We start from the raw sequence: 21,690 nt of genomic DNA on the forward strand, positions 1-21,690 counted from the left end.
AAATAATTCGAGTGACATCAAAGCAGCACCGACACACCTTATCTGGCAGCCGGCAGTCCGTCTGCGCAGGTTGCCAACAGGGGGGCATGAGCAACGCGCCATCATGCCTGACGCTGTGATGCGGGCCGCATGTCCTGCCAGTTTTCTTCCAGCCAGCTTACGCATTGCGCGCGTTCCGCAGGACCAAACACCGTGACCCAACCGGGCGGCACTGCGCTGAAATCTGGCCACAGGCTGTATTGTTGTTGATCGTTACGCAGGATCAGGCAACGTTGTTGCGGATCATCGAACGGGTTCAGGGTTTCCATCACGGGCTCCTTGCGTCAAACGAGAGGTAGAGAGTGGAATGGCCTGATGGCCGGTAACAAATGGGCCACGCCAATGCGCCTGCAAGCCTTCCAGCAGACCGCCGCGCCAACAAAGTGCATCATGCCCTCCTTCGACCGTGCGGTAGTTCACCCGATGCCCCGCATCGCTGAGCCGTTGCGCCATACGATCGCTAACCTGATGTACTAAATGCTCATGCTTTCCCGCCTCCATAAAGACGTTCAAGGCACCGTGGTTGCCCAGGCCGTTTTCCACCTGACGAATCAACCAGCAAGCATCTTCTGGCGGCGCAGGCCATTGCAACATGTCACGTCGAGGCCACCAGTAAGAGCCCGATTGGCTAATGACCGCACCAAAACGCTGAGGCCAGTTCAGCCCGGCATACAAGGATGACAGGCCGCCGAAGCTTTGCCCCGCAACCACCGTGCTCGCCGGATCGCGGCTATGCGGTGCCCATTCAGCCAGTTGCGGCATTAGTTCTTCTTGCACCGCCAGCCAGAATTCTGGGTTGCAACTCAGCTCATGCGTGCGGTGTTTGAAATCAATAATGTCGATCAAGACATACACGGCCTCCGGTAATTGACCTTGCTGCGTCAGTTTCATCAGCGGATCCCAAACTGGCATCTGTTGCGCCCAGAATTGGCCGTCGAGCAGTATCGCCAGCGGACGTTGCGCCGGGTTGCTGTCGCCAGTGCTGTAAACCCACACATTGCGGCTGTTGCCGAGGCGTTGACTATGCCAGGTGTGACGCTGTAATCGTGCCGGAGGCGCCGGAATGCAACGAGCGCTGGACACCGCGTAGTTATCGAAATCGCGCCAAGCTGGCTGGGACGGCGCTTCTGGCATATGCAAACCCGAAACAACATAACCGCCAGCGGTTAACCACGAACGATAAGGATTCAGCAAATCGTGAGTAGCAAAGGCAAATATCCGGTGCCACCAGTGGCGCACTGTGTGCAAGGTGGCGTGTGGATCGTCACTCTCAATGGTCAATGGACTGTTGTCCAGACAGGGAATAAAGCAGTAGCTGCCGCGCCAATCGGCGTTCAATTCGGTTTGCCAATACCACACATCGCTACCGCTTAGACGTTGCAGACTCTGCGGCAGATTCGGCTGATGATGGTCAGTCAGGCAATTAATATTGATCCAAACGCGTTGATAGGCAGAGGTCAGTTCACATCCTTGCGGATCGCGCCAGAGAAACATGACCTTGTGCCGGCCATCCTTCGTCGGTTCGACCAATGGCGTACCGCGCCGTGCAATCTCTAGCCACCAGCCATGACTCCCCGCGTGCTTGCTTGTTAATAACTTATTGCTTTCTGACTGCTGTTCAGTTTTCAAAACACCCACTCACTTGGTAGTTGGCACAGCATGCACCGTGACAGCAGAAAATCGCTGTCATTTTTGCGCATACACAAACGATATAATGAATACTATTGATAATTATTTGCATTTGCAATAGTGTGTAAAGGCGCGTAAAGAGCGCCGGTATTCTTCAACAGGGACGGATACCAACATTGAACTGGGATCGGCGGCTGGCAGCGTCTCCGGCGTCGTCAGATCCACACCACAGACGATATAAAAACGACAACCGGCCACCCCTGCCGGCTCCAGCGATGGCTGAGGGGGATGGCAACTCGGTAGGAAATTAAAAATGACTCGCAAGTTATCTCGTTATTCCTTAGCCACCGTCATCGGATTAGGATTAGGCGTATCCGCAATTGCGCATGCCGCACAGCAAACTGAATCGACCTCAGAGACAGAAAACACTGCCGCAACCGGCAATAAGAAAAAAGAGCGCGCAACCGAAGACACCATTCTGGTCACCGCCGCCAAGCAAAATCTGCAGGCCCCCGGCGTTTCCACCATCACCGCTGATGAAATCAAGAAACGTCCACCGGCGCGCGACATCAATGAACTTATCCGCACCATGCCGGGCGTTAACCTAACCGGGAACTCGACCAGCGGCCAGCGCGGCAACAACCGCCAGCTCGACATCCGCGGTATGGGCCCGGAAAACACCTTAATCCTGATCGATGGTAAACCAGCAACCAGCCGCAATTCAGTACGCCAAGGCTGGCGAGGTGAGCGTGACACCCGTGGCGATAGCGCCTGGGTGCCGCCAGAAATGATCGAACGTATTGAAGTGCTGCGAGGCCCGGCGGCGGCGCGTTATGGCAACGGTGCCGCAGGTGGCGTGGTCAATATCATCACCAAGAAACAGTCCAAAGAGCTGCACGGCTCCTTGAATACCTATTTCAACGTACCGGAGCATAAACAGGAAGGTTCAACCAAACGTACCGACTTTAGCCTCACCGGCCCGTTGACCGACACCCTGAGTTTCCGCTTGTTCGGTGGCTACAGTAAGACGCAGGCCGATGCCTGGGATATCAACCAAGGGCACCAGTCACAGCGCTTCGGCAACTACGCAGACAGTCTGCCTGCCGGGCGTGAAGGCGTCGTCGATAAAAATATCGACGCCATGCTGCACTGGGATTTTGCCTATTTGCAATCACTGGAATTTGAATACAGCTACGGCCGCCAAGGCAATCTGTACGCCGGTGATACCCAGAACACCAACAGCAATGCGTTAGTGCAAAGTAACTACGGCAAAGAAACCAACCGCATGTACCGCGAAACTTACAGCGTTGAACATCGCGGTGCATGGGACAGTGGCGTCAGTACCAACAATTACATCCAGTTTGAACGTACGCGCAACACCCGCCTGAATGAGGGTTTGGCCGGCGGTACCGAAGGCATCTTCTCCAATAACGACTTCGGCACCACCAAGTTGGATGATTTCCTGGCGCACAGTGAAATCAGCGTACCGTTCGATCTGTGGGTGCCGCAGACCGCGACCCTCGGCACCGAGTGGAACCAACAGCAAATGAAAGATGCCTCCTCCACCAGTCAGGCATTAAGCGGCGGCACTGTCCCTGGTATTGATAGCGGTACACGTAACCCCTATTCGTCAGCCCATATCTTCTCACTGTTTGCCGAAGACAATATTGAACTCACCGATAGCACCATGCTGACACCAGGCCTGCGTTACGACTTGCACTCCAAGGCAGGCAACAATTGGAGCCCGTCGTTGAATTTGTCGCAAGAACTGGGCGATAACTTTACCCTGAAAATGGGCATCGCCAGCGCCTATAAAGCGCCGAACCTGTTCCAGACCAACAACAATTATATTCTGTACAGCCGCGGTCAAGGTTGCGCTAACAGCGCGTCAGGCATCGGCTGTTACCTGATCGGTAACAACGATCTCAAAGCAGAAAACAGCATCAATAAAGAAATCGGTCTGGAGTTCCACAACGACGGCTGGCTAGCCGGTGTGACTTACTTCCGCAATGATTACCGCAATAAAATCGAGGCGGGTAGCTCACCAGTCGGCCAAACCAGCAATGGCAAAACCGATATTTATCGCTGGGAAAACGTGCCAAAAGCGGTCGTTCAGGGGTTGGAAGGCTCGCTGAACGTACCGGTTAGCGAAACGGTTTCCTGGACCAACAACGTTACCTATATGATCGAAAACAAGAATAAAACTACCGGTGATTATCTGTCGATCATCCCTAAGTTTACGCTCAACTCTACGTTAGGTTGGCAGGCGACGCAGGATCTCTCCGTGCAAAGTACTCTCACTTGGTACGGCCGCCAGAAGCCGAAGAAGTATAACTACAAAGGGGAGCCGACCAGCGGTACTGAAAGACGTGAAGTCAGCCCTTATGCCATCGTCGGCCTCAGCGCAACCTATGACGTCAGCAAAAACATCAGCCTGACAACCGGGATAGATAACCTGTTCGATAAGCGACAGTTCCGTGCCGGCAACTCGCAAAACGTGGGTAATCCAACCACCGGTACAATCAATATCGCCGGTGCCGGTGCCGCCACCTATAACGAACCGGGCCGTACCTATTATCTGAGCGTGAATACCCACTTCTGATCATTAAGTCCGCTTAATGATAAAAGCCGAGCGGATACCCCGCTCGGCTTTTCCTTATAACAGCGCCGCCACCTACTGCCCTCGTCGTGACCGCCCGCCAAGCCCGGTTGATTGCTTGATGCTGAATATGAAATACAGGCCGGGCATGCCCGGCCACTACGGTGAATTTGATACCGGATGGGATTGTGCTGCGGGGTATGTTGTTACCCGTAGGGGCGTGGCATGCCACGCCCGTTGTTACTGATGCTGAATACGCAATGCAGGCCGGGCATGCCCGGCCACTACGGTGAATGTGATAGCCGCTGGGCTGCGTGAACACAGCGAGAGTTTACCGTAGGGGCGTGGCATGCCGCGCCCGTTGTTACTGATGCTGAATACGCAATGCAGGCCGGGCATGCCCGGCCACTACGGTGAATGTTATAGCCGCTGGACTGCATGAACTCGGTGCGGTTTTACCGTAGGGGCGTGGCATGCCGCGTCCGTTGTTACGGATGCTGAATACGCAATGCTGGCCGGGCATGCCCGGCCACTACGATTACGTAACGCGCTAACAGTATAAATTATCTGGCCATATTATTTTTAAACCGTCGCTAATCTGGTTCGGAGTTTGACCTTGAGCGCATCATGGACTGCCGAGCAAGGCAGCGGCGTCAGGGGCAATCGGCTATGGACGGCCGATTGAGCCGAGACTGGCAGGGACGCCAGTCGTAGGCGACCCGCCCGACGACGGTGACGCAGTAAGGGAACCGGCAAAGCCGGCAGGCCATGTTAAGCGGGGCGCGGGTGTCGGGGCCGCGCCTACGGCCCTGACAATGCCCCAAGGCAAAATGTAGCAATGCAGGCCGGGCATGCCCGGCCACTACGGTGAATGTTATATCGGTTGGGCTACGTGAACACAGCGCGGGTTTATCGTAGGGCGTGGCACGTCACGCACATCACTGCGGTTAAATCATCTGGCTCAGGTTCATCTGCTCCATCAGCTTATGGTTATCAGAGTAATCCACAGGGATCGCCACGACCACCGGCCCCTGAATCGCCATAGCCTTACGCAGCATCGGCCGTAGGTCCTCTACCGATTGCACCGCGAATCCAACGGCACCGCATGATTCAGCATAAGTTTTGAAATCAATCGGGCCAAACTCCACACCGGATTTGCGTTGATATTTATTCAGCTCCTGCATTTCTACCATGTTGTAGGCGTTATCAACCCAAATAACGTGCACAATGTTGGTTTTCAGCCTTACCGCCGTTTCGAGTTCCATACTGGATTGCATAAAACCACCGTCGCCAGAAATCGACAGCACTTTATCCCCCGGTCGCACCAATGCCGCGCCAATTGCCCACGGCAATGCAACACCCATGGTTTGCTGACCGTTGGAGATCAACATTTGCCGCGCACGGAAGCTGTACAAATAGCGTGCAATCCAAATATGAAAACTGCCCATATCAACGCACATCGTCACGTCTTGGCTTACAATATCCTGCAACTCTTTCACGATACGCAGCGGATGAATGGGCATCCCGCCCCGGCGTGCCGCACGCTCCGCAAGTTCAGTTCGCTGGCGGCTTAGATCGGCCAAGAGAGTTTCCACCGCCGTGGGAATAGGCAGCCTGCCAGAAAAATGTTCGAGCATCGTACGGAAAGTGGCGCTGATATTGCCCACCAACTCGATATCCGGCCGGTAGCAGGTGTCAATTTCGGCGGGTAATACGTCGATATGCACCAATTTTAAACGACGTTGGCTGTTCCACATGCACGGATCGTATTCAATCGGGCTATAACCCACGCTCACCACCAGATCGGCCTTCTGCAACAATTGGTCGGCCGGTTGGTTATTGAACAGCCCGACGCGGCCAGCAAAGCGCGTGAAGTGATTGACATCTATCACCCCAGCAGCCTGATAGGTTCCGACCACCGGCATACGGGTAAGCTGTAAGAACTGCCGCACCACCTCGCTATTTTCCGGCCGACTGGCTTGCAAACCGAGCAGCATCACCGGGCATGTCGCCTGCTGAATTAGTTTGACCGCCTCCTGAATATCCTCTACCGCCGCAGCCCCCATACGCGGCACCCGGCACCCTGCCAGCACGGGTGCACAGACCGGGTCGTTGATAATATCCATCGGTAAGCTGATAAACGCAGCCCCGGGACGGCCAAACTCTGCGCTACGAAACGCATTGGCGAGCACCTCAGAAATCGCTGAACTGGCATGCACTTCGGCACAATATTTGGTTACCGGCCGGAACATACTCACCGTATCCATACTTTGATGAGTTTGTTTCAGATTGTCGGCTCGTTTCACTGCACCACCGATCGCAACCAACGCATCCCCCTCCGAGTTAGCCGTCGCTACCCCGGTAATCAGATTAGAACTCCCCGGACCGGAAGTCACCAAGGCGACACCGGCTTTGCCGGTCAAACGCCCCACCGCCGCAGCCATAAATGCCGCATTAGCCTCATGGCGCACCACCACAGTTTGAATCGACGGCGCATCCTCAAGCGAATCAAATACGCGGTCAATTTTGGCACCCGGAATACCAAACACATGTTTAACGCCCTGCGCCTCAAGATTTTTCACCACCAAATCGGCGCCACATGACCAATTTTCGTCACGATTCAACTTACTCATGGTTCCACCTCATAAATAAAAATCGACTGCCGTAAAAACCGCTACCGGCGCAGCAAACTGACTTAACCCTCGGCTGAACGAATAGCGCGATCCAATCCCTCAGGGCTAAGGTTGGTACGCAAGAAATCTGCATCATGCGGCAATTGGAGATTGAGACGGGTGATGACACCAAATTGCAGCCGGCCATGATCAAGCTGGTAATCCAGCACATGGCCGCCACCATTGCGATCATCGGTGACAAAGTGTTCGTGATAGCCCGCCACGCCGATGCCTTGCATATAATCAGGCGAGCGAAAGCCCACCAACGTGCCTTGAGATTGCTGGAAAGCAAAGGTCGGCTGTGCTTCAATCGCTTCTAACATGGGTTTATATGGCCGCTCCTGACGCGGCACCGTACGCGTTTCGACATGGCTGAATTCGCCGTCGACGCGCAATGCGCAAAACAAATTCGGGGAAGCTACCTGTTCATCAATACATTGATGTAATTGCGCTTTGTCGATGGGTTTATCGAAATAATGGGTGACGCTGGGTTTAAAAAAGGTCACCACTGCGAACGGGGTTTTTTGCGCCAGGCTCGCTGGGCGGGCGCTGCCATCGGCACGTAACTGATAAATTTCCTTATCGAAGGCGATCAGTTCACCGTCAAGTTGATTAAATGTCCCTAAGCCAAAATCACCGTGGCGCATCAGTTCGGCAATGGTGACATCTCCCTCATACACCCCGCCAATTAGCGCGCTCATTAGCGATATTTGATATATTTCGCCCTCTCCCATACTCACTGACTGCTGGGTAAAACCCTGCGCCAGATGCTGCGCGCAGGAACAACCGTGATTCTGGCTCATGCAATACTCCTCCCACCTGTGCGAACTGACCGCATCCGCACGTTTAAACGTGTTACCGTCACTGTATCGTCTTGAAATAATTCAGCTAACGGCGACAAAAATCGGTCACAAGAACCGAAACAGCAGTAAAAGAAACAATAAATTAGCCTTACTAATAATTAAAATCACACTACTGCCAATTAAAACTGTCTTTTTGATGCCGATGGCAAAGCAAAAATCATCAAAAACTTGCCAAGTTCAAAGGATTAAACCGCTTGCCATCTAGACATGTTGCATCGATGCAGCCAGTTACACGCTCACGACAGCATCGAAACCCTGCTATCCAGCGTAGCCGTCTATTAGCGAGCTGAGAACCCGCTATTCATAAGAAATGCTTTTGCATATAATGCAAAGATGAATGAAGCCCGTTATGCCGAACACTTACCGATATTCCTTGAGGTCGCCCAGCAAGGCAGCTTTTCTGCCGCCGCCCGTAAGCTTGGCATGGTGCCTTCCTCACTCGTGCGCCATATCGATACGTTGGAAGACCAGCTCGCCGTCACGTTATTCATCCGCTCGACTCGCGGGCTAATGCTGACCGACGCCGGTAAAATGTTAAAGAAGCGCGCCACTGCATTGCAGGCTGATATTCTCGCAATTCGCGCTGAGTTGGCCGCACTGAGCAGCGAACCGCAGGGCGTATTGCGTATCAGTTGTCTGCCCACCTTTGGCAAAACCTATATCCTGCCGCTGTTACCGGAACTGACACAGCGTTATCCCCAATTAGCCATTGAGTTGGATCTCACCGAACAGCAATGCGATCCGAAACAGGCATTACTGGATGCCGCCATTCGCATTGGTGAACAAAAAGACAGTTCGTTGTACGCCAGCCTTATCGCGACTCAACGCTGGCTAATGTGTGCCAGCCCGGCTTACGTCGCTCGCTCCGGTCGCCCTGCTCACCTGCGTGATTTGCCAAGACACCGGCTGATTGCCCGTTTTCATCAGCAACAACCCGCCTGTTGGGCACAAATTCTCGATGCGTCACTGCTCAATCGGTGCGATGTGGTGTTACGATGTGATGATTTCACCGCCCAACGGCAGGCGGCGCTCAGCGGTATGGGCATTACGTTTTTGCCCAACTGGGTGGTCGATCCCGATATTCAAGCCGGGCGTTTGCTGCCGCTGCTGGATGATCCGCGTGGTGAGGAGCAAGGCATTTATCTGCTGCGGCCAGTAGCAAAAATCTCACCCCCGTTAGCAGCGTTGATAACGCTATTGCGAGGAAACGTCACTTCTCCCTAACGGCGTCTCGTGCTCAAATTACATATCCAAGGTGCGGTCATGACCCCACAGCAACACATTTTTACCTGGTTACAGCAAGATGCCGACCGCATGGCCGCCTTGCGCACCGCACGCCGCCTCGGCCTTAACGATTGGTGTCTGGGGGCGGGCTTTGTGCGTAACCTGGTGTGGGATCGGTTGCATGACTTCCACGCGCCGACAGCGTTGAATGATATTGATGTCATTCATTTCGATGTCGCGCGGCCCCACCCAGCGCGCGATCGCATGCTGGAAACGCGGTTACAGCAATGGCTGCCACTGCCGTGGTCAGTGAAGAATCAGGCGCGCATGCATCTGCGAGTAGGCCGGGCTCCGTATCTCAATACTGAAGACGCCATCAGCTTTTGGCCCGAAGTCGAAACGGCCGTCGGGGTTCGCCTGAATGCCGATGACAGCCTCTCACTGATTGCCCCGTTCGGTTTACACGCATTGTTCGCACAAACCCTCACCTTCAACGCCAAAAATGGTGATGTGGCTGCCTTTCAACATCGTGTTACCCGCAAACGCTGGCTGCAACAGTGGCCGCGGCTGAAAATACGGCATAGGTAAAGGTTGCCCGCGCGTTGCCGATAATACGGTGAGTGCAATCAAACGCAGGGAGAGTCGTATGTCGAATATCATCACCATGCTGGTACCGCCGAAACACAGCTTGCCGGCGGTAGGTAACGTATTCAGCGCCCCGGGCAAAGAAAGCCCGTTGCTCATGGCTGCGCCGGTGAATACTAACCCTGAGGCGGAAAAAGCCAGCGGCAGTGATAACGATAAGCCGGTGGCACCAAAGAACAACAGCGCCGCGGCACGGATCGAAGCACTGCAACAGCAGATTCAAAACTTGCAGAAAAAACTGGTGGAGTTGCAGAATTCTGGCGACGATGTCGAGCAAATCAATCAGCAAAAGCAACTCATTCAAGCACAAATTAAACTGCTTCAGGCTGAAATCGCCCGCATTCAGAAAGAAGAAATGCAAAAACAGCAACAAGAGCACATGGCCCAGACTACGCAAGGCCGTTCGCCCAACGGTGACGGCATCAATCGCCCAACCCCGCTTAACGCCCTTGATGTCTATATCTGATTAATACGGCGCCTGTTGTTGACGTAACTGTTGTAACAGCGCCGCCTGCTGGCGCACCACCTGCCAGATGGCTTCTGCCGCCGGTGACAGCGAGCGGTTCTTGCGCCTCACCAGCATCAGCGCCCGGTTGACTTCCGGCACCAGCCGTTTAACCCGTAACGTGCCGCCTTCCGGCAGGGGTAATGCCAAGGCAGGAAAAATACTGATGCCCAAGCCTGACGCCACCATCGGGAACAACGTCGCCGGATGGCCAATTTCTTGCACTACTTCCGCAACCACCCCTTGCTGATGGATGGCACTGTCGATCAAGGGGCGGCTGCCGGAGGCGTAATCCTGCAAGATTAAACGGCAGCCGTTCAACGCCGACCACGCGACCGATGGCAGCTCGGCAAACGGATGGTCGTCGCGACACAGCAGTAAAAACGGCTCATGCAAAATCGGTTCACACTCTAGATCTCCCGCTCGCAGCGGATCCACCACAATACCAAAGTCGACCTCTGCATTACGGATACTTTGCAATACCAATTGCTGTGCCTGATCGCGCAACAAAATACGGATTTCTGGATAGTGTTGCTCACCAGCGGCAATGCATTGGGGCATCAGGTGTGCCGAAATCGTTTGGCTCGATGCAACCCGCACCGTACCGCTGCGTTGTACGCCGTAGCTGCGTGCATCCAGCAATGCGGCGTGTAATTCGTCTAACAACCGCTCAACTCGATTAACTAACCGCTGCCCAGCGTCGGTCAGCAACACTTCGCGCGTGGTTCGATCCAACAGACGCACGCCGAGCTCTGCTTCCAACTCTTTGATGCTGTGGCTGACCGCCGATTGCGTCAGGCCAATCGCCTCTCCTGCCCGGCTGAAACTACCGTGACGGGCGATGGCAACAAATACGGTGAGCTGTTTAAACGAGTAATTCATGTTTTTTATTCATATATAAATTAAATAAATCAATTTTATTATTATATGCCATCGCGGGAGAATACCCGCTACGATTTTAGCGCGAGTATATCGAGATGAGATTCTTACCCGACCGTTTTACCCTGACTTTACTGGCCACCGTGTTGTTGGCGTCGTTGTTGCCTGCGCGGGGTGAATTTGTCGGCTGGCTGAACAACCTGACCATCGCCGCCATCGCACTGCTGTTTTTCATGCACGGTGCCAAACTGTCGCGTGCGGCAATCCTCGCTGGCAGCAGTAACTGGCGGTTACATCTGTGGGTGATGTTCAGCACGTTCATCATTTTCCCGATCCTGGGTGTCCTGTTCAAATGGTGGTCGCCCATTCACGTCAGCCCAGCGCTGTATAACGGTTTTATCTATTTATGTATTCTGCCCGCCACCGTGCAATCGGCCATCGCCTTTACCTCATTAGCCGGTGGCAACGTCGCCGCGGCGGTATGCAGCGCGTCGGCCTCCAGCTTATTGGGCATTTTCATTTCGCCACTCTTGGTGGGTCTGCTGCTGAATGTGCAGGGTGAAACCGGCAGTTTGCAACAGGTCGGTGCTATTGTGCTGCAACTGCTGGTGCCGTTCGTTGCCGGGCATTTGTCGCGCCCACTGATTGCTAACTGGCTCGAACGTCATCGTAAGCTGATCGGCAAAACTGACCAGACTTCGATTCTGCTGGTGGTATACGGCGCATTCAGCGAAGCGGTGACGCACGGCATTTGGCATCAGGTGGGCGTTGGCTCACTGGCGTTTATCATTGGCGTCAGCCTGCTGCTGCTCGCGGTAGTGTTGATGATGAATATCTTCATGGCGCGCCGGTTGGGCTTTAATAAAGCAGATGAAGTGACGATTGTCTTTTGCGGCTCCAAGAAGAGCCTGGCCAACGGCATCCCGATGGCCAATATTTTATTCCCGGCAGCGACGGTGGGCATCATGGTGTTGCCGCTCATGGTGTTCCATCAAGTGCAATTGATGGCGTGCGCCGTACTGGCGCGCCGCTATCAGAAGCAACAGCAAGCGCAACGCCCCGCAGAAAATATGGACGCGGTGTAATACCGGTTGCCGTGAGGGTTTACGGCCGCCCCACGGCACCTAACTGCGTTTCAGCGGTTTGACCAGGGCGTCCAACCCCTCGATTTTTATCGCCAGCGTCATTTCCATCAACATCCCCAGCTTACCGTTGGGGAATTCGCCCTTCCGGGCGAACCACAACAGGTACTCTTCCGGCAAATCAATCAACACGCGGCCTTGGTATTTGCCAAATGGCATCACCGTATTGGCGATTTCAATCAGGTTTTCTTTTTCCATCAGTTACCCAATAGACGGATCATTTCCGCTTCGTCTATTACCTCAATACCCAGCGATTGTGCCTTCACCAGTTTCGATCCAGCGGCTTCGCCGGCGATCACTAAATCGGTTTTCTTCGAGACACTACCACTGACCTTAGCCCCCAACGCCGTCAAACGGTCTTTAGCTTCATCGCGTGACAGTTGGCTCAGCGAGCCGGTCAGCACCACGGTTTTGCCAGCAAACGGGCTGTCAATCTGATCTGCCACCACCACCACCGGCGCTGGCCACTGAATACCGATTTCATCGCTGACCAACTCTTCAATGACCCGTTGATTTAACGCTTCCGCAAAGAAATTCACCACATGCTTCGCCACCACGTCGCCAACGTCAGACACCTCTTTCAAGGCTTCTATGTCTGCCGTGCGCAGTGCAGCCAACGAACCAAAGTGCGCGGCCAAATTTGCCGCCGTCGCCTCACCCACTTCACGAATGCCTAAGGCATACAGAAAACGGGCGAACGTTGTCTGCTTGGATTTCTCCAACGCATTCACCAGATTCTGCGCCGATTTCGGCCCCATGCGATCCAATCCGGTCAGCATACCGGCGGACAAGCGGAACAGGTCTGCCGGGTTTTTGACATACTCCTTTTCCACCAGCTGCTCGATAATCTTGTCGCCCATGCCATCGACATCCATCGCACGGCGTGAGACAAAGTGTTTCAGTGCTTCTTTACGTTGTGCACCGCAGATCAAACCACCAGTGCAGCGCGCTACCGCTTCGCCTTCCACACGTTCAACGTCTGAGCCGCACACCGGGCAATGCTGTGGGAATACCACTTCCCGCGCACCCTGTGGGCGGCGATCTTCCACCACCCCCACCACTTGCGGAATAACGTCACCCGCGCGGCGTACGATTACCGTATCACCGATCCGCAGACCAAGACGTTCGATTTCATCGGCGTTATGTAAGGTGGCATTGCTGACGGTGACGCCGGCCACTAATACCGGCTCAAGCCGCGCCACCGGCGTAATTGCGCCGGTACGGCCAACCTGGAACTCCACTTCACGCACGAGGGTGATTTCTTCCTGCGCTGGGAATTTGAAGGCGGTCGCCCAGCGCGGCGCGCGCGCCACAAATCCTAAGCGCTCTTGTAGATCGATGTCGTCAATTTTCACCACCACACCGTCGATATCAAACCCGAGCTGCGCGCGCGTTTGTTCAACCTGACGGTAAAAAGCCAACACCTCATCGCTGCCGGTGCAGAGCTTAACACGCTCGCTAACCGGTAATCCCCAGGCCTTGAATTGCATCAATCGCTGCCAGTGGCTGCGTGGCAACACGCCGCCTTCCAGTAGGCCGACACCATAGCAAAAGAACGTTAGCGGGCGTTTGGCGGTGATGCGTGGATCAAGTTGACGTAATGAACCTGCCGCCGCATTACGCGGGTTGGCGAATACCTTACCCTCTTTACGGCGCGCGTCTTCGTTCATTTTTTCAAAACCGGCCTGCGGCATAAATACTTCACCGCGCACCTCTAAACGACGCGGAATGTTATCGCCGGTGAGGCGCAGTGGAATAGCACGGATCGTGCGCACGTTGGCCGTGATGTTCTCACCGGTCGTGCCGTCGCCGCGCGTCGCCGCGCGCACCAGTTCACCGTCTTCATACAGCAGACTGACCGCCAGCCCATCCAGTTTCAGCTCGCAGCAAAAGGTTAATGGCTCACTGCTTTTTAAGCGATCCTGTACCCGTTTATAAAAGGCCTGATAACTGTCTTCGTCAAACACATTGTCCAACGACAGCATCGGCACTTCATGCCGCACCTGTTCGAATGCTGTCAACGGTGCCGCGCCGACCCGCTGGGTTGGGGAATCGGCGGTGATTAACTCGGGGTGCGCCTCTTCCAGATCGCGCAACTCACGCATCAGGCGGTCATATTCCGCATCTGGAATTTCAGGCGCATCAAGCACGTGGTACTGATATTCGTGATGGCGCAGTGAGGTTCGCAGTTGATTGATTTTTTTGTTGATCGGTTCCATAGCTCACCATCAAAGATAAAAAACCCCCAACAGGTGGGGGTCTTGAGAGACTGATTATTTACCTGCGCAGCGCACCGGTCAGGCGTTGTTGTCCAACACGTCGCGGATACGGGCTTTATAGGTTTCCAACTTTTGCGGTGTCATCATGCGACGCTCGTCATCTAACACCACGCCACCGACATCGTCAGCAATACGCTGTGCCGATTGGAGCATTAGCTTAAAGTTCTGATTCGCGTCACCGAAAGAGGGCACCATCATGAACATCGACACACCCGGCGTTGAGAAATCGGACATCGAGTCGGGATCGAACGACCCCGGCTTAACCATGTTCGCCAAGCTGAAGAGTACCGGGCCACTGCCTGCCGGGCTGATGTGACGATGGAAAATACCCATCTCACCGAACTGGAAGCCCGATTGCAATACGCTTTGCAGCAAGACCTCGCCACCGATGATACCGCCTTGATGTGCCGCAACGTGCAGCACCAGTACCGTTTCTTTCGGTTTAGCCGGTTCAGCAGTTGCCGGTTGCACAGGTTCATCAACCTTGGGTTCCGATTCTGCTTGCGGAGCCGAATCCCGTTGCTGAAACGCAGGTTCATCACTCGCTGGCACTGCCGAGACATCGTCAATGCGCGGCTCATGACGCGGCGCTGCGGGCTGCGGCTGCTCGCGCTCGTCTTCCTCCGCTTGCGCGTAGTTGTCCAACAGAACGTCATCGTAGTCCGGGCGCTGAGACAGCGGCGGCGGCTGATGGGCGGCCGGTTGCACGGCTCGCGGTTGCGGCTCAGCCACAGGTGCAGGCTTTGGCGCAACCACGGGTTCTTCGCGAGCGGCATCGAGATGACCCAGCGACGGATCATCATCAGAATGGGAAGCGCGTACACGCACCTCCCCTATGCCGTCATCGAGATCGTCGATCGGGGTTGATTCACGTTCCATTTTGGAACGTTTGGCTGGGCGATCGCGGAAAAGCGAAGAGCGTTCTTTACGACTGGTCCAAAGACCATGTAATAACAACGCTATTATGGCGATCGCGCCAACAACGATTAATATCAGACGCAAATCCTGCATCATTGCTATCTCTGTTGTTCCAATACATTGCCACCGCGGCAAACATTCACTCTTTAACTCTATTTGCCCGCGCAGACAAGTGCAAGTCCGTGCTGTACTTTATGCCAATAAAGATGATTATACTGCCTTTTTTTGCTGTTTTTTCAGCCAACAGCACACTAGCCAGCAGAAAACCATCCCGATATGATACCGATGCCTGTTCTGACAAAGAGATAAATCAAGATATGTCCTATTCGCAGCAATCTTCTCAATCCGCCAGCGGCGTGCATTATTTTGCCGAAGGATGGCGGCTGATTTTACGCCCAGGAATTAAACGTTATGTGGTACTTCCCTTGCTGGTCAACATCATCTTGATGGGTTCGGCTTTCTGGTGGCTTTTTGGCAAACTCGGTGACTGGATACCGCAAATGATGGGACATGTTCCGGACTGGTTGCAGTGGCTCAGTTATATCTTATGGCCGATTACGGTAATTTCTGTGGTGCTGGTGGCTGGCTATTTATTCAGCACCATCACGAATTTGATCGCGGCACCGTTTTGCGGACTCTTGGCTGAGCAGCTCGAAGGCAGCCTGACGGGTAAATCGCTGCCGGACACCGGCATTTTCGGCATGGTAAAAGATGTGCCGCGAATTATGGCACGTGAATGGCGCAAGCTGACCTATTACCTGCCACGCGCCCTAGTGCTGTTGCTGTTGTATTTCGTACCGGGCATCGGACAGACGGTGGCTCCCGTGCTGTGGTTCCTTTTTAGCGCTTGGATGTTAGCCATTCAATATTGTGACTATCCCTTCGATAACCACAAGGTCAGTTTTGCCGATATGCGGCGCGCCCTGCGCCAGAATAAAACCCACAATTTACAGTTTGGCGCGCTGGTCAGTCTGTTCACGATGATTCCGCTCCTTAACCTGGTGATCCTGCCGGTAGCGGTGTGCGGCGCCACCGCCATGTGGGTCGATCGTTATCGCGGCCAGTTTGTTCCGCGCTGATTGCCATTTTGCTCAACAGGGCGTGCTTGTACATGCTTGTACGCCCTTGTTATTGTGCTTAAAACATATTTCCTAATAACATATAGATATACCAATTCTTTACTTCCCTACCGAAGCCGTTAGCGTATGCTTTCAACGTTCCCAAAATTTTCATAGAGTTAAAGGACGGGCTATGAGCAAGATATATGAAGACAACTCATTAACAATCGGCCATACGCCGCTGGTTCGTCTGAACCGAATCGGCAACGGACGTATTCTCGCCAAGGTTGAATCACGCAACCCGAGCTTCAGCGTCAAATGCCGTATCGGTGCCAATATGATTTGGGATGCAGAAAAACGTGGCATTCTCACCGCAGGCAAAGAACTGGTTGAACCCACCAGCGGGAATACGGGGATTGCCTTGGCCTTTGTCGCCGCGGCACGCGGTTATAAGCTAACGCTGACCATGCCAGAAACGATGAGTATTGAACGCCGTAGGTTGCTGAAAGCGCTTGGCGCTAATTTGGTACTGACCGAAGGTGCCAAAGGCATGAAAGGCGCCATCACCAAAGCGGAAGAGATCGTCGCCAGCGATCCCAATCGCTACATTATTCTGCAACAGTTCAGCAATCCGGCGAACCCGGATATCCACGAAAAAACCACCGGCCCAGAAATCTGGGAAGATACCGATGGCGAAGTTGACGTGTTTATTGCGGGCGTCGGTACTGGTGGAACGCTCACCGGTGTGAGCCGCTATATCAAGAAAACCAAAGGGAAAGCGATTCTGAGCGTGGCGGTTGAACCGGCTGACTCCCCGGTTATCAGCCAAGCATTGGCCGGTGAAGAGCTAAAGCCCGGCCCCCATAAAATTCAAGGTATCGGCGCTGGCTTTATTCCAGGTAACTTGGATCTGGATCTGATTGACCGCGTCATCCCGATCACCAACGATGAAGCGATTAACATGGCACGGCGTCTGATGGATGAAGAAGGCATTCTGGCGGGTATTTCATCCGGTGCGGCAGTAGAGGCCGCGGTGAAATTGTCGCAAGAACCTGGCTTTACGGATAAAACAATTGTGGTTATTCTCCCGTCCTCGGGTGAACGCTATTTGAGTACTGCACTGTTTGCAGATTTGTTCACAGAGCAAGAACTGCAAAGCTGATCCCTACAGTGCACAAAAAGCTAAAAAAGCACCTTGCGGGGTGCTTTTTTGTGGGCTAGATCAAAGTTTCTTCCTGTGAATGATTGATTTTCTCCGCAGGCTTTAGTATTTAACCGGTCAATTATTTCGATGCGTGAAATTAATCACCTCCTAGCCCTTGTTTGAGCTGAATCGATTTACTCATTTGTCGCTGAGGCGTAAAACACGGCATAATGGGGGTTGATTGAAACGACACCAACTAGCCCATTTTTTTTGATCTGAAAGGGCTAAAACGTCGTTTTCTGTTGCATCAACGCTCGCCCCTGTACCATAGTCAGGCGCTAACCAGATAAGCTAAAGTGTCGCCGGTAGGCTAAACTTTAGCTCCACAACATTAATCCAATAAGTTGGGGAAACATCAATGTTCCAGCAAGAAGTTACTATTACCGCTCCGAATGGTCTGCACACTCGCCCTGCTGCTCAGTTTGTTAAAGAAGCCAAAGGCTTCGCGTCTGAAATCACCGTGACTTCCAACGGCAAAAGCGCTAGCGCTAAGAGCCTGTTTAAGCTGCAAACTCTGGGTCTGACCCAAGGGACCGTAGTAACTATTTCTGCTGAAGGTGAAGACGAGCAGAAAGCCGTTGAGCACTTGGTTAAACTGATGGCAGAGCTTGAGTAATCGGCCCGTCTTTTTAGTTAACACCAGTCAAGAGTAAGGTAGGGTTATGATTTCAGGCATTTTAGTATCACCGGGTATCGCTTTTGGTAAGGCTCTCCTACTGAAAGAAGATGAAATTGTCATCAACCGGAAGAAAATCTCTGCAGACCTTGTAGAGCAGGAAGTCTCACGTTTTCTTGAAGGCCGCGCCAAGGCGTCTGCCCAATTGGAAACGATCAAAACCAAAGCTGGCGAAACCTTCGGTGAAGAGAAAGAAGCTATCTTCGAAGGCCACATCATGCTGCTGGAAGACGAAGAGCTTGAGCAGGAAATCATAGCCCTCATCAAAGACGATCTGTTATCAGCAGATGCTGCTGCCTATACCGTGATCGAAGGCCAGGCAAAAGCGTTAGAAGAACTGGACGACGAATACCTGAAAGAGCGTGCGGCTGACGTTCGTGATATCGGTAAACGCCTGCTACAAAATATTTTAGGTCTTGCCATCGTCGATTTGGGTTCGATCCAAGACGAGGTAATTCTGGTTGCCAGCGATTTGACGCCGTCTGAAACCGCACAGTTGAACTTGGATAAAGTGCTGGGCTTCATCACCGATCTCGGCGGTCGTACCTCACACACCTCTATTATGGCGCGTTCGCTGGAGCTGCCTGCCATCGTCGGCACCTCCGACGTCACCAAGCAGGTCAAAAACGACGATTATCTGATTCTGGATGCGGTTAACAATAAAATCTACGTTAACCCTACCGCTGACGTTATTGATCAACTGAAAGCGGCGCAAAACCAGTATGTGACTGAGAAAAACGATCTGGCCAAGCTGAAAGATCTGCCTGCAATCACGCTGGACGGTCATCAGGTTGAAGTCTGTGCCAACATCGGTACCGTGCGCGATGTCGCCGGTGCAGAACGCAATGGCGCAGAAGGTGTTGGCCTGTATCGTACCGAATTCCTGTTCATGGACCGCGACTCACTGCCAACCGAAGACGAGCAGTTCCAGGCTTATAAAGCCGTTGCGGAAGCCATGGGCTCGCAAGCCGTTATCGTCCGCACCATGGACATCGGCGGCGACAAAGACCTGCCGTACATGAACTTGCCGAAAGAAGAGAACCCGTTCCTCGGCTGGCGCGCTATCCGTATCGCTATGGATCGCCGTGAGATTCTGCACGCTCAGCTGCGCGCTATCCTACGCGCCTCTGCCTTCGGTAAATTGCGTATCATGTTCCCGATGATTATTTCGGTTGAAGAAGTACGCGATCTGAAAGGCGAGCTTGAGACGTTAAAAGCGCAGCTACGCGAAGAAGGCAAGGCATTCGACGAAAAAATTGAAGTGGGCGTGATGGTGGAAACACCGGCTGCGGCAGTGATCGCTCACCATCTGGCAAAAGAAGTCGACTTCTTTAGTATTGGGACAAACGATCTAACCCAGTATACTCTGGCAGTAGATCGCGGCAACGAGCTGATTTCTCATCTCTACAACCCGATGTCCCCATCAGTACTTGGCCTGATCAAACAGGTTATTGATGCATCTCACGCGGAAGGCAAGTGGACCGGCATGTGCGGCGAGCTGGCTGGCGATGAACGTGCTACACTGTTGTTATTGGGCATGGGGCTGGATGAGTTCAGCATGAGTGCGATTTCAATCCCGCGCATCAAGAAAATTATTCGTAATACCAATTTCGAAGATGTGAAGGCGTTGGCAGCGCAAGCCTTGGCACAGCCAACGGCACAAGACCTGATGAACTGCGTTAATAAGTTCATCGAAGAGAAAACACTCTGCTAAACTTCCACGACACTGGAAGGCCGCCCAATTTAATGCTTAGGAGAAGATCATGGGTTTGTTCGATAAATTGAAATCTCTGGTTTCTGATGACAAGAAAGACACGGGCACTATTGAGATCGTCGCCCCACTTTCTGGCGAAATCGTCAATATCGAAGACGTACCTGATGTCGTGTTCGCTGAAAAGATCGTGGGTGATGGTATTGCTATCAAACCTGCGGGTAACAAAATGGTTGCTCCGGTTGACGGCACTATCGGTAAAATCTTTGAAACCAACCATGCTTTCTCTATCGAATCAGACAGCGGCATTGAGCTGTTTGTCCACTTCGGTATTGATACCGTTGAACTGAAAGGCGAAGGCTTCAAACGCATCGCTGAAGAAGGCCAACGCGTCAAGAAAGGTGATGTGGTTATCGAGTTCAATCTCGCATTGCTGGAAGAGAAAGCCAAGTCTACCCTGACGCCGGTAGTTATCTCCAACATGGATGAGATCAAAGAGCTGATCAAACTGTCCGGTAGCGTCACCGTGGGTGAAACACCGATCATTCGCATCAAGAAGTAATCGCGAATGCATTAAAAACGGCGCCAAGTAGGCGCCGTTTTTATTATTGATACTGCCTAAGCGCTTTGCCAACCACCGTTAATCAACCAATGCGCACACGCCTCACCCAGCTCCTGCTGTGCTTTCCGCTCATAGTTTGCACAATCCTGCGCTGATAAGACTTCGCTCCAGCGGTTATTAACCCCTTTGTTGATAAAAGTATTCCCACCGCCATGCCACAAACGGCCATTTAATGGTGCCACCTTTTCCCCGTTCTGTTTCATCCAGTCAAACGAGCAATGCTGCACAATGTCATGCCAGCGCTCATCTTGAATGGGAATATCTAAAAAATGAGCGACTCGTCTGATAGCACCCGGCGTATCTTGCTTAAGATCGTTAAAATGTAACAGCAGCAAATTCGGTAGCTGACGAATTTCCCACCAACTTTTGATATTCTGCCAAAACTCCGCCCCATCTTGGCTTAACCACTGTTGCCAATATTGCCTGATATCTGCTGCCACTCTAGGAGGCGCTTTGGCAACCTGACCTGGCGCATTATCCAGCATTTCATAACACTCTTTGGTTAGGTGCATTTCGTGATGGTGCCAACTCCAGGCACAATCACGGCCGTCACGCGCCACATAGATATATTTTGCCTTTGGCGAATACACCAATGCATCAACCGGAAGGTGCGTTTTTATTATCCTCCGGTGTTGCTGTTGCTCATAGCGCTCAAGCAGAATCTGTCGGCTCGGAAAACGTAAATCCAGCCAAGGCGAAATATCGCCAACCGCAACGTTTTCATCGCCATTAAACACCAGTTGAGCGACAATTTGTTGTGTCCATGTGGTACCCGCTTTAGGTGACGAGGCAACGATGATGTCATCATCACGAAAAACAAACTCATTCCAAATCGTTGAATCGGAAAGATAACACTGCTGTTCGCGCCGTTTAACAGGCCAAATCGTTGGGTTCATGTTGACTCCGCCACGCTGTGATGAGATAGAAATCCAAATAAATATCCTCCGGCATAGCCGGAGGTTTTTCATATGCGCCTATAAGGCTCTGTTACCAGCCGCGCCCTAACAGGCGCATAGCAATCTGAC

At 53.1% G+C, this 21,690-nt stretch carries 20 protein-coding genes; 10 read left to right on the plus strand and 10 right to left on the minus strand.

From position 1 onward, the window contains the following. Nucleotides 1-101 precede the first annotated feature (101 nt). The 3 genes from ACQKDS_RS10510 to ACQKDS_RS10520 form a co-directional block, all read right to left on the minus strand. On the minus strand, nucleotides 102-308 hold the full coding sequence (locus tag ACQKDS_RS10510; protein WP_399669333.1) for an MbtH family protein: 207 nt from the start codon (nucleotides 306-308) through the stop codon (nucleotides 102-104). After that, complete coding sequence (fes, locus tag ACQKDS_RS10515; protein ID WP_399669330.1) at nucleotides 283-1,668, minus strand: enterochelin esterase; 1,386 nt, start codon at nucleotides 1,666-1,668, stop codon at nucleotides 283-285. Before fes ends, ACQKDS_RS10510 begins: the two co-directional genes overlap by 26 nt. A gap of 102 nt (nucleotides 1,669-1,770) precedes the next feature. Continuing rightward, the gene (locus ACQKDS_RS10520) at nucleotides 1,771-1,992 is read right to left on the minus strand and encodes a hypothetical protein (protein ID WP_399669327.1); all 222 of its coding nucleotides are present in this window, start codon (nucleotides 1,990-1,992) and stop codon (nucleotides 1,771-1,773) included. Between ACQKDS_RS10520 and ACQKDS_RS10525 the strand changes: the two genes are divergently transcribed. Continuing rightward, entirely contained in the window at nucleotides 1,982-4,270 is a 2,289-nt protein-coding gene (locus tag ACQKDS_RS10525) for a TonB-dependent siderophore receptor (RefSeq protein WP_399669324.1), read from the plus strand. The two genes, ACQKDS_RS10520 and ACQKDS_RS10525, sit on opposite strands and share 11 nt — an antisense overlap. Nucleotides 4,271-5,214: 944 nt before the next feature. On the opposite strand, the gene alsS is transcribed toward ACQKDS_RS10525, so the two are convergent. Continuing rightward, nucleotides 5,215-6,900 (minus strand): acetolactate synthase AlsS, encoded by a 1,686-nt coding sequence (gene alsS / locus ACQKDS_RS10530; RefSeq protein ID WP_399669322.1) that lies wholly within the window; start codon nucleotides 6,898-6,900, stop codon nucleotides 5,215-5,217. A 62-nt stretch (nucleotides 6,901-6,962) separates the two neighbouring features. Continuing rightward, nucleotides 6,963-7,742: an acetolactate decarboxylase gene (gene budA, locus ACQKDS_RS10535; RefSeq protein WP_399669319.1), complete on the minus strand. Its 780-nt coding sequence runs from the start codon at nucleotides 7,740-7,742 to the stop codon at nucleotides 6,963-6,965. Between the two features lie 393 nt (nucleotides 7,743-8,135). On the opposite strand from budA, the gene ACQKDS_RS10540 reads away from it, so the two are divergent. From ACQKDS_RS10540 to ACQKDS_RS10550, 3 genes are read left to right on the plus strand one after another with little or no spacing between them, the layout of a single operon-like run. After that, on the plus strand, nucleotides 8,136-9,026 hold the full coding sequence (locus ACQKDS_RS10540) for a LysR family transcriptional regulator (protein WP_399669316.1): 891 nt from the start codon (nucleotides 8,136-8,138) through the stop codon (nucleotides 9,024-9,026). A 39-nt stretch (nucleotides 9,027-9,065) separates the two neighbouring features. Continuing rightward, entirely contained in the window at nucleotides 9,066-9,614 is a 549-nt protein-coding gene (locus ACQKDS_RS10545) for a nucleotidyltransferase family protein (protein ID WP_399669313.1), read from the plus strand. Between the two features lie 58 nt (nucleotides 9,615-9,672). Further along, entirely contained in the window at nucleotides 9,673-10,137 is a 465-nt protein-coding gene (locus ACQKDS_RS10550) for a FlxA-like family protein (protein ID WP_399669310.1), read from the plus strand. Here ACQKDS_RS10550 and ACQKDS_RS10555 read toward each other — a convergent pair whose 3' ends face one another. Beyond that, nucleotides 10,138-11,058 (minus strand): LysR family transcriptional regulator, encoded by a 921-nt coding sequence (locus ACQKDS_RS10555; RefSeq protein ID WP_399669307.1) that lies wholly within the window; start codon nucleotides 11,056-11,058, stop codon nucleotides 10,138-10,140. Between the two features lie 95 nt (nucleotides 11,059-11,153). Here ACQKDS_RS10555 and ACQKDS_RS10560 point away from each other — a divergent pair, with 95 nt between their 5' ends. Then, nucleotides 11,154-12,140 (plus strand): bile acid:sodium symporter family protein, encoded by a 987-nt coding sequence (locus ACQKDS_RS10560; RefSeq protein WP_399669304.1) that lies wholly within the window; start codon nucleotides 11,154-11,156, stop codon nucleotides 12,138-12,140. 39 nt (nucleotides 12,141-12,179) lie between these two features. Here ACQKDS_RS10560 and ACQKDS_RS10565 read toward each other — a convergent pair whose 3' ends face one another. From ACQKDS_RS10565 to zipA, 3 genes are all read right to left on the minus strand, one after another. Next, nucleotides 12,180-12,395 carry a DUF3820 family protein gene (locus tag ACQKDS_RS10565; protein WP_399669301.1) on the minus strand — a complete coding sequence of 72 codons (216 nt, stop codon included), beginning with the start codon at nucleotides 12,393-12,395 and terminating at the stop codon, nucleotides 12,180-12,182. Then, nucleotides 12,395-14,416: an NAD-dependent DNA ligase LigA gene (ligA, locus tag ACQKDS_RS10570; RefSeq protein WP_399669298.1), complete on the minus strand. Its 2,022-nt coding sequence runs from the start codon at nucleotides 14,414-14,416 to the stop codon at nucleotides 12,395-12,397. Before ligA ends, ACQKDS_RS10565 begins: the two co-directional genes overlap by 1 nt. Nucleotides 14,417-14,494: 78 nt before the next feature. Then, entirely contained in the window at nucleotides 14,495-15,490 is a 996-nt protein-coding gene (gene zipA / locus ACQKDS_RS10575) for a cell division protein ZipA (RefSeq protein WP_399669295.1), read from the minus strand. 221 nt (nucleotides 15,491-15,711) lie between these two features. Here zipA and cysZ point away from each other — a divergent pair, with 221 nt between their 5' ends. From cysZ to crr, 5 genes are all read left to right on the plus strand, one after another. Continuing rightward, complete coding sequence (cysZ, locus tag ACQKDS_RS10580) at nucleotides 15,712-16,473, plus strand: sulfate transporter CysZ (protein WP_399669293.1); 762 nt, start codon at nucleotides 15,712-15,714, stop codon at nucleotides 16,471-16,473. Between the two features lie 172 nt (nucleotides 16,474-16,645). After that, entirely contained in the window at nucleotides 16,646-17,614 is a 969-nt protein-coding gene (cysK, locus tag ACQKDS_RS10585) for a cysteine synthase A (protein WP_399669290.1), read from the plus strand. A gap of 400 nt (nucleotides 17,615-18,014) precedes the next feature. Continuing rightward, nucleotides 18,015-18,272: a phosphocarrier protein Hpr gene (gene ptsH / locus ACQKDS_RS10590; protein ID WP_004960145.1), complete on the plus strand. Its 258-nt coding sequence runs from the start codon at nucleotides 18,015-18,017 to the stop codon at nucleotides 18,270-18,272. Nucleotides 18,273-18,318: 46 nt separating this feature from the next. Continuing rightward, on the plus strand, nucleotides 18,319-20,046 hold the full coding sequence (gene ptsI, locus ACQKDS_RS10595) for a phosphoenolpyruvate-protein phosphotransferase PtsI (protein WP_399669286.1): 1,728 nt from the start codon (nucleotides 18,319-18,321) through the stop codon (nucleotides 20,044-20,046). A gap of 49 nt (nucleotides 20,047-20,095) precedes the next feature. Beyond that, nucleotides 20,096-20,605: a PTS glucose transporter subunit IIA gene (gene crr, locus ACQKDS_RS10600; RefSeq protein ID WP_142014508.1), complete on the plus strand. Its 510-nt coding sequence runs from the start codon at nucleotides 20,096-20,098 to the stop codon at nucleotides 20,603-20,605. Between the two features lie 56 nt (nucleotides 20,606-20,661). Here the strand turns inward: crr and ACQKDS_RS10605 are convergent, their stop codons facing one another. Continuing rightward, nucleotides 20,662-21,561: a sulfotransferase domain-containing protein gene (locus ACQKDS_RS10605; RefSeq protein ID WP_399669282.1), complete on the minus strand. Its 900-nt coding sequence runs from the start codon at nucleotides 21,559-21,561 to the stop codon at nucleotides 20,662-20,664. Nucleotides 21,562-21,690 lie beyond the last annotated feature (129 nt).

Origin of the sequence: Serratia sp. NPDC078593, assembly GCF_050268245.1 — a bacterium.
In the GTDB taxonomy this organism is placed as follows: domain Bacteria; phylum Pseudomonadota; class Gammaproteobacteria; order Enterobacterales; family Enterobacteriaceae; genus JBNNGK01.